The following is a 14,346-nucleotide window of genomic DNA, read 5'->3' as shown; positions in this document are numbered from 1 at the left end:
GGGCCCGGGCGCCACAAGGGATTCGAGTACTCGCGCACGAACAACCCTACGCGGCGAGGCCTGGAACGTTGCCTCGCCGCCCTGGAGGGGGGGGCGGATGCGTGCGCTTTCTCCAGCGGACTCGCCGCGACCGACGCGTCTCTCGCATCCCTGATGCGGCCGGGGCAGTCGATCGTCGCCTTCAGCGACCTGTACGGCGGAACCTACCGGTTGCTCGAACGGGTCTATCGCCCATGGGGCCTCGACATACGCTATGCGGATGACACGCGTCCCGACGCCCTACTCTCTCTGGTCGATCAGTCCACGCGCCTCCTCTGGATCGAGACGCCGACCAACCCCCTGCTCCGCATCCTCGACATAGAGGCGATCTCCGGGGCCCTGCGCTCGAGACGCCCGGCGGAGGCGGACGATCCCTCAGGGCTCCTGCTGGCCGTCGACAACACCTTCGCCAGCCCCATGCTGCAACGACCCATCGAGCTGGGAGCCGACCTGGTGATCCATAGCGCCACCAAGTACCTGGGGGGGCACTCGGATCTGGTCGCCGGAGCGGTCGTCTCTGCGCGAGAGGAGACCCTCCAGCCGATCCGCTTCCACCAGAACGCCGCAGGAGCGGTGCCGGGGCCCTTCGATTGCTTCCTGCTCCAGCGGGGGTTGAAGACACTGCACCTGCGAATGGAGCGGCACTGCGCCAATGCGCTGCGGATCGCGGAGTGGAGCAGGAGACGGCCGGAGTTCTCGAGCGTGCTCTATCCGGGGCTTCCCGATCATCCTGGGCACGAAGTCGCGCGAAGGCAGATGAGCGGCTTTGGTGGAATGGTAACGCTGTCCCTCGCGGGCGGAGCGCCCGCAGCGATCTCTCTGCTCACCTCCACGAGGCTATTCGCATGCGCGGAGAGCCTGGGCGGCGTCGAGTCGCTGATCAACCACCCGGCAACCATGACGCACGCCTCCATGCCTCCCGAGGTCCGAAGTCGCATCGGGGTCGAGGATGGCATGGTGCGACTGAGCGTCGGGGTCGAGGACGCCGACGACCTGATCGCCGACTTGGAGCAAGCCCTGCGCGCGGGGTCCGGGAACCCTTGAGCCCCGCGAGCCGGCCCTAGCGCCCCTTGGTCCTCAGGAGGTCGAGCCCCTTCACGAGCCCGAGGGGCGAGGAGCCCCTCTTGCGGCCGTTCTGTGAGGACTTGCGCCGCTCGACCCCCATGGCGGCGCGGACGAGCTCGATCGGGATCGCGCCTGCGCTCAAGAACTCGTCGTGGAACTTCCTGAGATCGAATCCTGCGCCTGTTGAGGCCTTGCAGTCCTCCAGCAGTTCCTTGATCTGGATCATCCCGATCAGGTAGCTCATCGGCTGCGTCGGGTTGGCGCAGTAGCGGCGCACCTCCGCGACGGCGTTCGGCCGCTCCAGGTGCGCCTTCTTCACGAGGAACTGAACCGCCTCGTTGAAGCCCATGTTGCCTGTGTGTAGCTGCACATCGACGATGATCCGGCATGTTCTCCAGAGAAGATCCTTGAGCTGAAACAGCAGCGCCCGGTCATCCGCGAGGTACCCCTGTTCGCGCATCATTCCCTCGCAGTAGAGGGCCCATCCCTCCGTATTGCTGTTCGAGCGGAAGATGTGGCGGAGATGATGCCCCTTGACGAGGTTGGATTGAACCTGCTGCAGGTGGTGTCCCGGGTAGGTCTCATGCAGAACCAGGATCGGGATTCGAAAGGAGGCATGCCCCTTCGCCTGGGCCTCGCGGTGGACAAGATCGGCCCCCGGATCCGGCTCCGTGACCCACAGAGTCCCGGTCTGATCGGTCTCGAAGGGGGCCGGCCCGAGATAGGCTGCGTACGGATAGGTCGGGCGGGCGAACTCCGGCGTCGGGAGCACGCGGACCGACTCCCCCTCCGGTAGCGTCGCGATCCCCTTCTTCCTGAGGAAGCCCCGCGCCCGCGCCATCTCGGACTCGTACGCTTTCAGGATGGAGCCCTGGGGCGGATGCGAGAGCTTCAGCCGCTCGACGACGGCGCTCCATGGCCCGGCGGAGTCGATCCTGGCGGCGACGCGTTTGATCTCCCTCATCGTCTCTCTGTGGACGTGCTGGCCGATGGCGATCAGGTCGTCCACGCCCCAAGCCAGGGAGTGCTCCTCCGCGAGCAGCCTCTCGTAGAGCTGCCTTCCCACAGCGAACTCTTTCTTGCTGCGCGACATCAGGTCGGTCTCGAGCCAGTCCTGGTGCACGGAAAGGGCCGCCTGCGCCAGAGATGAGGCGCCCTCCAATGACGCGCGGAGCCGCGGATCACGGACAGAGGAGATGAATCTGTCGACGGATGTCGCGATGAAGTTCCTCAGCCCGCGGGTCGCGAGGCCGGAGGTCTCGGTGAAGACGGCAGGAGGGTTCTCGAGATTGGACCTCGCCGCCGCCAGGACCGCGCACACTTCGCGCAGACGGCCGAGGAGCGCCTGCGCCCTCCGGGCCGGAGGAGCGAACTCCCGCGCCAGCAGGGAATAGAGGCCGTAGGCGATCGGCTCCACGTAGAAGCAAGGCGACTCCCTCCATGGAGGATGCTTCTGGAACCTCAGGATCTTCGCGGAGAGCGCGCCTCGCGCGAGCCTGCAATCGATCGCGCGATCGGGGGAGAGATCCCTCTCGCGTACGGCTGAGATCTCCGCCAGGAAGCCCTGGAGAAGACCGATCTCGCGCTCGCAAGCCGCCCTCGACCGATCGGGGAGATGCTCGTCGTTTGCCCCGTGGATCCCGAGCCAGGTCGCGCCCACGGGGTCGATCTCGACGAACGTCTGGATCATCCTCTCGACCAGCCGATCAAAAGAGAGATCTGCGGAGCCGCGCGGCATCGCCTTCCCCCACCCCAACACCCAGTCGGAGCCGCCCCCCCCGGGGCCTCCCATCGTCGCGGCGGATTCTAGGGAAGCGGCCGAGTCCGCGCCACCAGGAACCGGGAGCCGGGACCGCTCCCTTCCGGCGCTCAGGAAGGATGGAACAGGACGTGACAGACATCGCCGTCCTGGATCTCGTACTCCTTCCCCTCGACCCGGATCCGCCCGTGGCGGTGAAGCTCCGCTCTGGATCCGAACGTCTCCAGGTCCTCCGGCCGGAAGACCTCCATCCGGATGAAGCCCCTCTCCATGTCGGTGTGGATCCGTCCCGCCGCGCGCGGGGCCTTCGTCCCCTTCGGGATGAGCCAGGCCTGCAGCTTCTCGTTCGCGGTCGTGTAGAAGGTGATGAGCTGAAGGAGGTCCCGCGAGGCGGCGACGAGACGATCGAGGACGCGCCCGGGCAGCCCGAGATCGCGCAGGAAGGCATCCCTCTCATCAGGAGCCAGCTGCGCGAGCTCCTCCTCGAGGCGGATCGGTAGGGCGAGCAGCGTCTCCGAGGCCGCCGCCTCACGCAGGCGGGCGATGCACGGGGCCTTCCCTTCCGGATCGTCCTCCGCGACGTTCGCGACCACGACGACGGGCTTGTCGCTCAGCAGGAAGAGCTCCCGGGACTTCTCCAGATCCTCCGGCGCGAGCCGCGCGCGCCGCAGCGGGACTCCCCTCTTGAGCGCCTCGGTCAGACGGGCGATCGCGGCGAGGTCGACGGCCGCCTGCCTCGGATTCGCCTTGGAGGCGTGCTCGACCTTGACCCGGTGTTTCTCGACGGTGTCCAGGTCCGCGAGCAGCAGCTCGGTCTCGACGATCTCCATGTCGCGGACCGGATCGACCGATCCGTCGACATGGACAATTCTCTCGTCCTCGAAGCAGCGAACGACGTGGACGATCGCGTCGACTTCCCGGATATGGCCCAGGAATTGATTGCCCAACCCTTCGCCCTTGCTCGCTCCGCGGACCAGTCCGGCGATGTCGATGAATCGAATCGAAGCGAGGATCATCTCCTCAGGATGCAGAAGCTCGGCCAGCCTCGCGAGGCGGGGATCGTCGATCGGCGCCGCGCCGACGTTGCGATCGATGGTGCAGAAGGGGTAGTTCGAAGCCTCGGCGTGCGCGTGGGTCAGCGCGTTCAGCAGGGTCGACTTGCCGACATTGGGAAGCCCTACAATCCCCATCTGCAGCGCCATGACTGCTCCTCCTAGCCTGCGCCCTCCGGAGGATAGCACGCATCCATCAGGAGGCGCGCCAGCTCCTGCGGGGAGTCGGCCAGGATGTCCGCGCCTCGCAGCTCCTCCGGTCCCCCGTAGCCGTAGAGGCATCCTACGAAGGCCAGGCCCGCCGACCGCGCCGCAACGAGGTCGCTCCTTCGATCTCCGACGAGGACGCCCCGGCCGCCTCCGAGATCGGCGACCGCGCGGCGCGCCATGGCGCCCTTGTCGTCGAGCCCTTCCATCCCGTGGAAGTAGACCCGATCGAAAAGGAGGTCGTAGCAGAGCCTCCGCGCCACCGCTCCGATGTATCGTTCCCCTCCGTTCGTCACGATCGCCAACCGCGAGCCGCTGCGCTTCAGCTCTCGAAGCATCTCTCCGAGCCCATCGTAGAAGGAGGCGCGCGCGAGCATTCCGGCGACCTCGTGGTCGAGACAGCGCGCGCGTAGATCGCCCGCGAGGGCGGCGTGCTCCTCGGGCAGGAGGGATCGAAAGAAGGTCTCGCCCGGCTGGCCGGTCAGATCGCGAATCCTGGCGTCGGTCGGGACCACCAGGTCGATTCCCTTCTCCCGGCAGAAGAGGGCGAACGCCTCCTGTATCGCCGGATTGGCGACTTCGTGGGAAGGCACCAGCGTCCCGTCGTTGTCGAAGAGGATGATCTCCGGACGAGGGAGCCGATGCGTCGCCTCTCCGCGGCCCTCACGGTCCACGGCGGATCCGCCCCTTCGAGAACAGGCGATAGAGCGGGACATCCCATCGCGCCGGAAGGAAGCACTCCGTGATGCCGACGACTCCGTCGAGGGCCTCGTCCGGGCAGTTCAGCCTGCTGAGGCATCGGACATAGAAAGGGCCGCGGTCGACATCGCGCGCGACCTCGGCCCGCCATTCCATCTCATCGACAACGCCGCGGATCGCGAGGGGGTGGCGCATCCCCCAGCGGTTGCGGCGGACGCGCTCGATCTCGATCTTCCCTCCCTCGACAAGCCTCCCGCCGGAGCGGTCCCCATAGAAGAGATAGTGATGCGTGGGGCTCGGCCCTTCCCCCTCCGCTCCCCCGCCCGCCCGGCGGCCGAGCGGGGCGTCGGCCGGATCGAGGCGGTAGTAGGCGATCGTTCTCTCGCTTCCCTGGAACCTTCCCCAGAGCCAGCAGCCGACATTCACGCTGATCGGAAGCCGGCCGACGTTTCGATCGACATAGCCGAGCGCTTGCAGATCGAGGCTCTTGACCCGCCTGTCGATCGGGCCGCTCCACGAGATCCGTCCCGTGACCTCGGCGCGGGAGGCGAGGATCTGCCACTCATGCGTCCCCTCCATCCCGGAGTCTCCCTCGGTGCCCAGGGGAACGATGTCGCTGCCTCCGGCGAGGGGCCTGACGTTGAGCCGACCCTTGACGACCGTCCGAAGCCACTTCGACCGATCGGAGAACTCCAGGTCATAGGACCCGTCGGGATTCATCGAAAGGCGGTTCTCGCCAACGACGAGGCTCGAGTCCGCGGGCGGCGGGGACGGTGATCCGATCCCCTGCCGGCCGGAGTGGAGGTTCGGGAACCACGGATCGGATCCGCTGCGCACCAACGGCGTCTCGACGACCACGTAGGCGACGGTCCGCCCGCGATCGTAGAGCCCAAGGCCGAAGGCGCCGAATTCCGTCGGGTCCGCAAGGTTAGTCCCTTCGGCGGGTTGCGCCCCTTCCCTCTCCCGCAGCTCGAGGACCTCGTCGTAGTAGCGCGGCGAGAAGATGAAGCCGGAATACCAGGTGGCGACGACGACGTAGCGGCCGTCGAGGCTGATCCCGTCGAAGTAATACCATCCATACCCGCCCGGCAAAGGCGCGGCGCGCGCCTCCGTGACGGCCCGCTCAGCCACCATGACCCCCCTTCATGCCGGCCGGGCACCCCGTTCCCGACGTCGATCCAGGATCATACGCCATCCGGGCCGCTCTCGACCCCGAAATGGGCCTTCTCTCCGCGGCCGGTTGGATCGCGCCCTGAGCCCCGCCGGGAGACGGGCCCCTCTCGCCGGGTGCCTCGGGTCCCCGGGGACTCGTGGGCAGGGGCGCGGAAACACGCCCCGAGACAAGTCGATCAGACGTTGTCAGTCCGCGGCCACACCCCTAACCTTGTAGGAAGATGAAACGGGAGGGGAATCACCCGACGCGGGATAGGATCCTGCAGGCCGCGGTCGACCTCATGTGGAGGCACGGCTATCGCAGCACGAGTCCCGCCCAGATCATGCAGGCCACGGGCGTCGGCCAGGGCAGCTTCTACCATCACTTCCCCGACAAGAGATCTCTCGGCCTCGCGGTCGTGGATGAGATCGTCCGCGCGAACACGGAGGCGATGGACGGGATCTTCCGGCCCGAAGTGCCGCCGATGGAGAGGATCCGCCACTGGATCGAGGGCATCTCGCACCAGTACCGCCCCCCGTGCGATCGCGGTTGCCCGCTCGGGAAGCTCGGTATCGAGATGTCGGCGGAAGACCCCGCCTTCCGCGAGCGTCTGACCGCTGGATTCGCGCGCATACGCGAGCGGATCGTGAGGGCGCTCCGCGAAGCGGACGCCGCGGGCGAGATCGATCCCGAAGTCGATCCGGACGGGCTCGCCGAAGTGATTCTGGCGATCGTAGAGGGAGCGATCCTGATCGCCCAATGCGAGGGAGAGGCCGGGCCGATGGATCGAAGCGTTCTTCAGCTCGAGCGACTCCTCGACGGTCTGCAGCGCCCGGGGCTCGTGCCCCGAGCGAACGCCGCCGACCCTTGACCTCCGACTCTTGCCTCATGGGAGCATCTGATGACACGCGCTGATCGTTTCTCCGGTTGCATGCTCGGGCTGGCCGTTGGAGACGCCCTCGGCTACCCGGTGGAAGGCTGGACGGGGGAGCAGATCCGCTCCCGCTACGGGAGGATCGAGGACTACGTCGAGCCGCCGACGGAGCCGCCCGAGAGGTGGCGCCTGCCAGGACTCCACTCGGACGACACGCAGCAGGCGCTCATCGTCGCGGAGGCGTTGATCGAGGCCGGCAGGGCCGATCCCGACCTGATCTGCCAGAAGATGCTCGAAATGGCGGAGGGGCCTCCCCACCTGGCGCTGGGCGCTCACCGCGGGGCGGGGCGGAACTTCCGCTACACGGTCCAGGCGTTGCGCGATGGAGCCCCCTGGAACCGAGGGTCGCGGCACACGGCCGGCGTGGGAGCGAGCATGAGGGTCGCTCCCGTCGGTCTCGCCTTCGGGATCGACGACGCCGCGGTCCGCGCCAACACGACGACGCAAGCGCTGATCACCCACAACGACCCTCGCGCCGTGGCGGCCGCTTTCATGGTCGCCCACACGGTCGGGACGCTGGCCTGGCTTCCCCCTCGGGCCCTCGATCCTGAGGCGCTGCTCCTCGACACGATCAACTTCGTCCGCCGATCGGAGACTTGGCTGATCGAGACTTATGGCGACAGCCTCGCGCGGGACAGCAGGCCGGTTCTGCACCATATGAGCGAGGCCCTCCAAGGCATCTCCGGGCAAACCGGCATGCGGCCCGAAGCGGTCCTTCCCGGGATCGCGGAGAGGGCGTCTCAGCTCGCCGGCTATACGATCGAACACCCGTGCCGGGGATTCGCCCCCGCCGGCGTGGTCTCCGCCTTCTACTTCTTCCTTCACTACCGCGGGGAGTTCGAGGCGGCCCTGACGGAGGCGATCAACGCGGGCGGCGATGCCGACACGGTGGGAGCCATCGTGGGCGCCCTCTGCGGCACCTACGGAGGTCCCGGAGCGATCCCGGGGCGCTGGAGCGACGGCCTGCACGGCAGGGACCTCGTGCTCTCCCGCGCGCGCGCGCTGGCGGGGACGGCTTCCGCCATCGAGGCAGCGCCGAGCATGTGCGAGGTCGAACTCCGGTGGACGCTGGAGGAGGACCGGGTCCGCAGGGAAAAAACGGGACAGACGCCCGTCGACAGCAGCGGCTGGGTCCGCCAGGAGATCGTGCGCCGGATTCCCCCGACCCTGGAGCGACACGACCGGCAGGAGACCGACGGTCGCGAAGCGTACGGATCGCGCGGCGGGCGCTCGGGTTCCTCGGAGCGCAGGGGCTACTCGCGCGACGGGGGCGGGCGGGGCGGGGACAGAGGCGATCGGTCCCGCCGGCCGAGAGGCCGCCGCCCGCGGGACCGGAGAGAGGACTCCCGGGAGCGCTCGGAGACCGAGTAGATCGCGCCATAGCCCCTCCGGCGGCGCATCGCGCGCGTCTCCCCCTCCGGACGATGCTCAGAGAGTCTCGCCGGCCACTCGAAAGTCCCGACAACAGGAACCAGAGGATCCGATCCGTCTGAATGCGACCGGGCCGTCCGCCAGTCCGCTATGGAACCTGGAACTCGCGGCTCAGGGCAAGGTTCTCGACAAGAATGCCCAGGCGGACGGGGTTCGCAGAAACGACAGCTATCTTCGCAGAGTGATCTTTCGAGCCTCTTCTCGCCCCGTTAGCTCGAGCCTGCAGAAGTAGATGCCGCTCGGGAGGGATCGCCCGCTCGGGTCGTCTCCATTCCAGCTCACCGCATGCACTCCCGCGGGCAGCATCCGATCGACCAGAACGGCCGCCTCGCGTCCCTTGGCGTCGAACACGGCCAAGCGCGAATGGCCGGCCGCGGGGAGCTCGAACACTATCATGGTGGAGCGGGTGAACGGATTCGGCGCCGGCTGCCGCAGGGCGAAAACGGTGTCTCGCGTCGAGACGCCCGGCGCCGCCATCGGGTCGTCGGAGGTCTCGAAGGACCAATCGGCTGCGCTGGCGAGAGCCCGCCCTGCCTGGTCCAAGGCCGTCCGCAGGACCTCGGCGCGGTAGACCGTGAGCGGATCGAGGTTACCCGCCGGCCGGAAGCGGAGCTGGCGATCGCCATCGGACCACTCGAACGTCCCTGAAACATGGGGGGTGAGACGGAACGCGGCCTCCGTGGCGGTCTGGTTCATCGGGTTGTTGAAGCGGAGATCGATCGCGGCGCTTACCGGCACGCCATCGCCCAGCGGGCCGTATTCCAGCGCCAGCGGCTCGCCCGAGAGGGTCACGGCATCTCGCCAGAGGATCTCGGTCAGCTCGCGGCGATCGCTGCCGTACCCGCCCCACTGGTAGAAGTCATATGCGACCGAATCGCCCGGAGCCAGAGTCCCGAATCGTTCTTCGAAGAAGAGGTTCCCCATGTCCGCGCAGGACTCGGAGGGAACGATCGGGTACTCGCCCGTGTAGTTGCTGCCGAGCGGGGGATCGCATAGGAAGTACGCGTAATCCGGCATCTCCGGCCCATCCCCTCGCGGGGACAGCACGCCGATGGAGTAGAACGAGGTCCGGTCAAACGCCGCGAACCAGTTGCCGTCCAGCTGCGCCGGCGTTCTCCCGTGCTCGCCTCCGTACGCGACCTCGTCGTTGGGGAGAAGACCGCGGTCATCCGCCTGGCGATTGCTCCCCGGCGCGCTGCCGTAGAGCCACTGCTCGCGCCCCCAGACGAAGTCGAAGTCATGGCTCGTCTGGTCGATGTTCCGCACAAGGTACCGGTGGTGGAACAGCCGACTCTCGGCGAAGAACTCGACCCGACGATCGACCGCGACCTTGTTCGCGAGGCCATAAGTCCCCCCGGAGAAGAAGCGGAAGCGCATCGTCTGGAGGTCGCCCGAGACAAGCCAGCTCAGGGCGTCCCCACCCCATTTCACGTTGCTCGGGTAGGTGCCCGTTCCATCGTTGAAGGCTGCATTGTCGAGATGGAACGCCACGCGCTCCATGCAGTCGATCGTGTGAGCATCGCCCGTCTCAAGGTCGGTCACGTGCTCGTCGACGATGCACCCCGGACCGTGAGGAGTGGTGAACCCGGACCCAAGGATTCCCGTATGGACGTACCGGTTCCAGACCAGATACCCATTGCGGAAGTCGCGCAGACCGATGTCGCCGGTGTGGTAACGGTCGATGAAGACGGCGGCGAGATCGCTGGGCGCGTCGAACTCGATCGTGACTCGCGTCACCGTTGCGCTCGAGAGGTTGCAGGTGAAAGCGATCACGTTGCCCCGGAGGGCGACGCCGGAAACCCCCGTCCCCGTTACGTCCAGCCCGGAGATCTCGTTCGCGGCCGGGAACACCGGGATACGGATCTGGGCGTCAGTCACCGACGTGGAACGGATCAGTCCCAGATCTCGGATCGTATGATGGTGGCCCATTCCGGGACCATTGGAGGTCACGAAGAAGTCCGTGTACTGGTCCGACGGATCGGATTCGCCCCCGGTGGTGATGCCGGTCCAGCGCCGGACGCTATATAGAGAGAAGGAAGGCGAGACGCCGCTCCCCCCCTCGGCTCCCCGGTACGCGTAGGCGGTGGCCGTGTAGTTGCCCGTCGGACGCGCCTCGCCCACACCGGCGCCGATCTCGAAGTAGCCGGCGTAGCGTCCGTCTCCCGCGACGAGGTCGGGCAAGATCCCGTCATCGGCGAGATACCCCCTCACGCGAGGGTTCGCCGCCGAGACGACTACGACGGAGTCGCAATCGGGGAGCGGAGAGCCGTCGCGCGCCACCTCGGCGGTGACTGTGATCGTCCCGAACCAGGAGTAGGCATTCCGGTCCACGGACGTCATGACGCTCAACACGGCGAATCGAGAGTCGAGCGGAGGCCTCGGCTCGAGAATCGCCGGAGGGTCCTCGGGATCCACGAATCCGAGCGGGAGGTCGGGCGCCGTGTAGACGTCGTATCCGCAGGGGTCCGGGCTCTCCTTGTTCCACGGATTGCAGGTCGGCGCGTGGTTCCGGGCGAGGGAAGCGGTGGAGGCCGCCACCATCGAAGCCGAAGCGACAAGCAGGCAGGTCGCGGTGAGTATGGCCCGCCGCGATCTCCGCTTCGAAGTCACCGCCATCGAGGCCATCGATCGTCTCGGCAGGAGGCCGCGGAGAAAGATGTCAGCCGCAGATGTCATCACGAAAGTCCATTCTGCCCGGCGCGGCGGGCTCCAACCGTACGCTCCGGAGTCCCGGCTGGTCGAGCATTCGGCTCTGCGCTTCGCCGGATCTCCTGAAGCGTCGTCCTCTCCTCGCTTACCTCCCCGGCCCCACGAACTGAATGCCCGGGAGAGGATGATACCAGTTTCCGTGGTCCGACGGAAAGGGCGGGCGCCGAGCATGAGCGCGAGCCGGGCCTCCGCGACAACTGCGTGGGGGCTGTGCCTCCTGAAAACCCCATTCGAGGTCGACGTCGCCGGAGACTTCCCCTTCCGATCGGGTCTTGATTGGCGTGCCCTCAATTGCCGTGCAGGGAGATCAGTGGAGACCGACCACATTACTCAAGGCGAGAGCGACAAGGACGGATCGTCCTGGACGGCGGCCGGAAGGGCGGAAGCCGGGATCAGGCTGCCGTGCAAGACTAGCGGTGATGAAGCCTCGCTTGCAGCTCGACGCACTCGACTTGATCGGAAAAGCGAGGGGGCTCGCCGCGAGGAGGGCGGACCCTGACGGCTCCTCTTGCCTCGCCCTGTCCGCGTTTGCAGTTCGCAGGGTCCTGTCGGGGTCCCCGCACCCCCCCAGATCCCAGCCGAGCCCAGAGATCTCAAGGCGGAGATGCGCGCTCGCTCACGGCCTCCTCGCTTCTCTGCGCGGCCCTTCTGCAGCTCGAAGCCGTCCTCGGCCCCAGGAAATCACCCCCACCCGACATCGACAGGATAGGCTCCGCCCTCAGACCCACCGAATCGCGCGGGCGCCAAGGCGGGCGCCACCCACGGCCATCCACGATGCCGCAGGATCTTCCCCACCCCATCGGGATCGGTCAGGAAAGCGAGCACAACCATCGGGATCGACTTCGCCGCCGTCGAACACCGAGGGCATCAGTTTCGCGAGGATCGACGGTCTGGTTCCCAGGTAGGGACATGTCGGCCTGGACATCGCGGCTAGATGGAGTTTTCGCGGAGCACGCGGAGCGGAGTCGGCTTCGTTCGCGCGGAGATCGCAGACGGGGATCGTTGGATTGTCTTGAGCACGAAGATCATATTCGTCAGGTGGCCGGAATCGCTTCACACCCCGACGGGCCCCTGTGGCGGCGCCGCCGCACGGGAGCCCGTCGTCCCCTTGCTCGAGCCGGAGTCTATCCCCCCCGCCGGATGGATTCCGTCACCGCGCCCCGCGAATAGCTACCTGAACGCTGCCCGGATGGCCCCCCAGGTTGTCCTCGCGACCGGCGTCTCGCCGCAGGCGGTACTGAGGTGCCCAACGTACCCGCACGGACCTCCGGCGCACGGCGATCCCGTCGCGAGATAGAAGTCCCCGAGAGAAGTGGGCGGATCCGCACAGCTCCCCATGTCGCAGAAGAGAGGATCCGAGAAGATCACCGAGGGTTCGTAGACGATCCCCCCCGTGCCTCCGACACCCGATTGATCGACCGCGCTGCAGTCGAAGGTCGCGCTGCTACCGCTGTCGAGGTGGATCTCCCGCCCATCGAGGGGGGCGCAGTTTCCCCAGAGGATGGAATGACCGACGACGCTCGAGGATCCCGCGGAGGAGACTCCTCCCGCAGCGGACACGGCCAGGTTCCGGGACAGGGTCGTGTACTCGAGCGTCGCCGAGGAGTTACTAATCGGAGCATAATATAGGTGACAATGTGTTCGGCGATTGCTATACTGCCTTCCATGAAGATTCAGGATGCTCGTTCTCTGCCTGCCGCCGCGCAGGAGGATCTCCGCCGGCGGGTTGTCAAAGCCGTGTTCAACGGTATGTCCCAGACCGAAGCCGCGGGGGTCTTCGGGGTCGCCCGGGGCACGATCAATCGCTGGGTGGGGCTGAAGCGACGAGGGGGGCTGCGGGCTCTGCGGGCGAAGAAGCGGGGCCGTCCGAGGTCGCCGCGGCTGGCGCCCCACGCAGCGGCGCTGGTCGTTCGGATGATCGTGAGCCGATGCCCGGACCAGCTTCGGCTGCCCTTCGCTCTTTGGACGCGCAAAGCGGTTCAGCAGCTCCTTCGGGAGCGATTTGGTCTGCGGGTCTCGGTCTGGACCGTGGGTCGGTATCTGAAGCGGTGGGATCTGACCCCGCAGAAGCCCCTGCGGCGGGCGTTTGAACGAGATCCCGAGGAGGTCCGGCTGTGGTTGGAGAGGGAGTATCCGGCCATCCGAGGCGAGGCCAGGCGGATCGGTGCCGCGATTCACTGGGGCGATGAGATGGGTCTGCGCTCGGACCATCAGGCGGGGCGATCCTATGGCAGGCGTGGGCAGACGCCGGTGGTCCCTGGCACGGGTCAGAGGTTTCGCTGCAACGTGATCTCCTCGATCACGAATCGTGGTCGCGTTGCGTTCATGGTCTTCCGGGAATCCTTTACCGTGAGGGTCTATCGGCGATTCCTCAAGCGTTTGCTGCGCCACACGAAGCGTCCGATCTTCCTGATCGTTGATCGTCATCCCGTGCACCGGGCGAGGGACATCCAACGATGGCTCGCGGAGCGAGGAGATCGCATCCGCGTCTTCTGGCTCCCAGGGTACAGCCCCGATCTCAACCCCGACGAGTTTCTGAATCAGGACGTCAAGACCAACGCGGTGGGGCGCCAGCGTCCCCGGGATCTCGGGGAGATGACGGACACCGTTCGCTCCTACCTCCGAAGCACGCAACGGCAGCCGAGCATCGTCCAGAACTACTTCCAGGCCCCGAGCGTCCGATATGCAGCTGACTGAAACTGTCATCTATAAACCGCTCCGGGTAGTAACACGGCGCGGGAGTTTGGGGCTCACGTCGCCCTAGAATCCCCTGGTGGTGTACACACAATAAGCGAGTGCGTGTTTGAGGTCGAGCCGACAGCGACTTTGGGTGGAAGTGCGATATACGCCTGGCATACAGGACAGCTCGTGATCAGTGGCTGCACCTTCTCCAGCGAGGTGAGTAGTCCCCTTCGAAAGAGCCTTCTGACCCTTGCCGCTGACTTGTCTCTGTCCGGGAACAGGTTCATCTCACGAGGGGGAGATTTGGCGGCGCGCCTCCTACTAACGTATCCACCCGAAGTCGAACCCACATTGAATCGCCTCGTAGTGCGTGGGAATGTCTTCTGGACAGATGAAGGGGCGGCCTCTCCAAGTGTGCGGGTTCTTCTTAGCGCGGGGCACTTGGAGTGTACTGGCAGTACATTCATACGCAGTGGAGCACGAATCGAGGTCGCATTGGCAGACCCGATCGTCGTTTCGGAGAACATATTCGCCGAGTGTCATGTCGAACTGGCGAGCGCTCCCGGTGGAGCTGTTCGATGCAACGATATCTGGGGCTATGCGGTGCAGGACTACT

At 66.6% G+C, this 14,346-nt stretch carries 10 protein-coding genes; 4 read left to right on the top strand and 6 right to left on the bottom strand.

Features of this window, described 5'->3' with window-relative positions; all coding sequences use genetic code 11:
* On the top strand, nucleotides 1-1,083 hold a 1,083-nt coding region (locus FJY88_07210), incomplete at its 5' end, for a PLP-dependent transferase (GenBank protein MBM3287123.1).
* A 16-nt stretch (nucleotides 1,084-1,099) separates the two neighbouring features.
* On the opposite strand, the gene FJY88_07205 is transcribed toward FJY88_07210, so the two are convergent.
* From FJY88_07205 to FJY88_07190, 4 genes are all read right to left on the bottom strand, one after another.
* On the bottom strand, nucleotides 1,100-2,896 hold the full coding sequence (locus FJY88_07205) for a DUF885 domain-containing protein (protein MBM3287122.1): 1,797 nt from the start codon (nucleotides 2,894-2,896) through the stop codon (nucleotides 1,100-1,102).
* Nucleotides 2,897-2,973: 77 nt separating this feature from the next.
* Nucleotides 2,974-4,065: a redox-regulated ATPase YchF gene (gene ychF, locus FJY88_07200; GenBank protein ID MBM3287121.1), complete on the bottom strand. Its 1,092-nt coding sequence runs from the start codon at nucleotides 4,063-4,065 to the stop codon at nucleotides 2,974-2,976.
* 11 nt (nucleotides 4,066-4,076) lie between these two features.
* On the bottom strand, nucleotides 4,077-4,838 hold the full coding sequence (locus tag FJY88_07195) for an HAD family hydrolase (GenBank protein ID MBM3287120.1): 762 nt from the start codon (nucleotides 4,836-4,838) through the stop codon (nucleotides 4,077-4,079).
* A complete protein-coding gene (locus tag FJY88_07190; GenBank protein ID MBM3287119.1) occupies nucleotides 4,786-5,955 on the bottom strand; it encodes a hypothetical protein in 1,170 nt (389 codons plus the stop codon). Before FJY88_07190 ends, FJY88_07195 begins: the two co-directional genes overlap by 53 nt.
* Nucleotides 5,956-6,215: 260 nt before the next feature.
* Between FJY88_07190 and FJY88_07185 the strand changes: the two genes are divergently transcribed.
* The gene (locus tag FJY88_07185) at nucleotides 6,216-6,845 is read left to right on the top strand and encodes a TetR family transcriptional regulator (GenBank protein ID MBM3287118.1); all 630 of its coding nucleotides are present in this window, start codon (nucleotides 6,216-6,218) and stop codon (nucleotides 6,843-6,845) included.
* 30 nt (nucleotides 6,846-6,875) lie between these two features.
* On the top strand, nucleotides 6,876-8,279 hold the full coding sequence (locus tag FJY88_07180) for a hypothetical protein (protein ID MBM3287117.1): 1,404 nt from the start codon (nucleotides 6,876-6,878) through the stop codon (nucleotides 8,277-8,279).
* Between the two features lie 228 nt (nucleotides 8,280-8,507).
* On the opposite strand, the gene FJY88_07175 is transcribed toward FJY88_07180, so the two are convergent.
* Both FJY88_07175 and FJY88_07170 read right to left on the bottom strand, forming a co-directional pair.
* On the bottom strand, nucleotides 8,508-11,375 hold the full coding sequence (locus FJY88_07175) for a hypothetical protein (protein MBM3287116.1): 2,868 nt from the start codon (nucleotides 11,373-11,375) through the stop codon (nucleotides 8,508-8,510).
* Nucleotides 11,376-12,218: 843 nt separating this feature from the next.
* Complete coding sequence (locus FJY88_07170; GenBank protein ID MBM3287115.1) at nucleotides 12,219-12,608, bottom strand: hypothetical protein; 390 nt, start codon at nucleotides 12,606-12,608, stop codon at nucleotides 12,219-12,221.
* 105 nt (nucleotides 12,609-12,713) lie between these two features.
* Between FJY88_07170 and FJY88_07165 the strand changes: the two genes are divergently transcribed.
* A complete protein-coding gene (locus FJY88_07165; GenBank protein ID MBM3287114.1) occupies nucleotides 12,714-13,745 on the top strand; it encodes an IS630 family transposase in 1,032 nt (343 codons plus the stop codon).
* Nucleotides 13,746-14,346: the final 601 nt, after the last annotated feature.

It is taken from the genome of Candidatus Eisenbacteria bacterium (genome assembly GCA_016867495.1).
Classification (GTDB): domain Bacteria; phylum Eisenbacteria; class RBG-16-71-46; order CAIMUX01; family VGJL01; genus VGJL01.
This window is presented reverse-complemented; position numbering and strand designations above follow the sequence as displayed.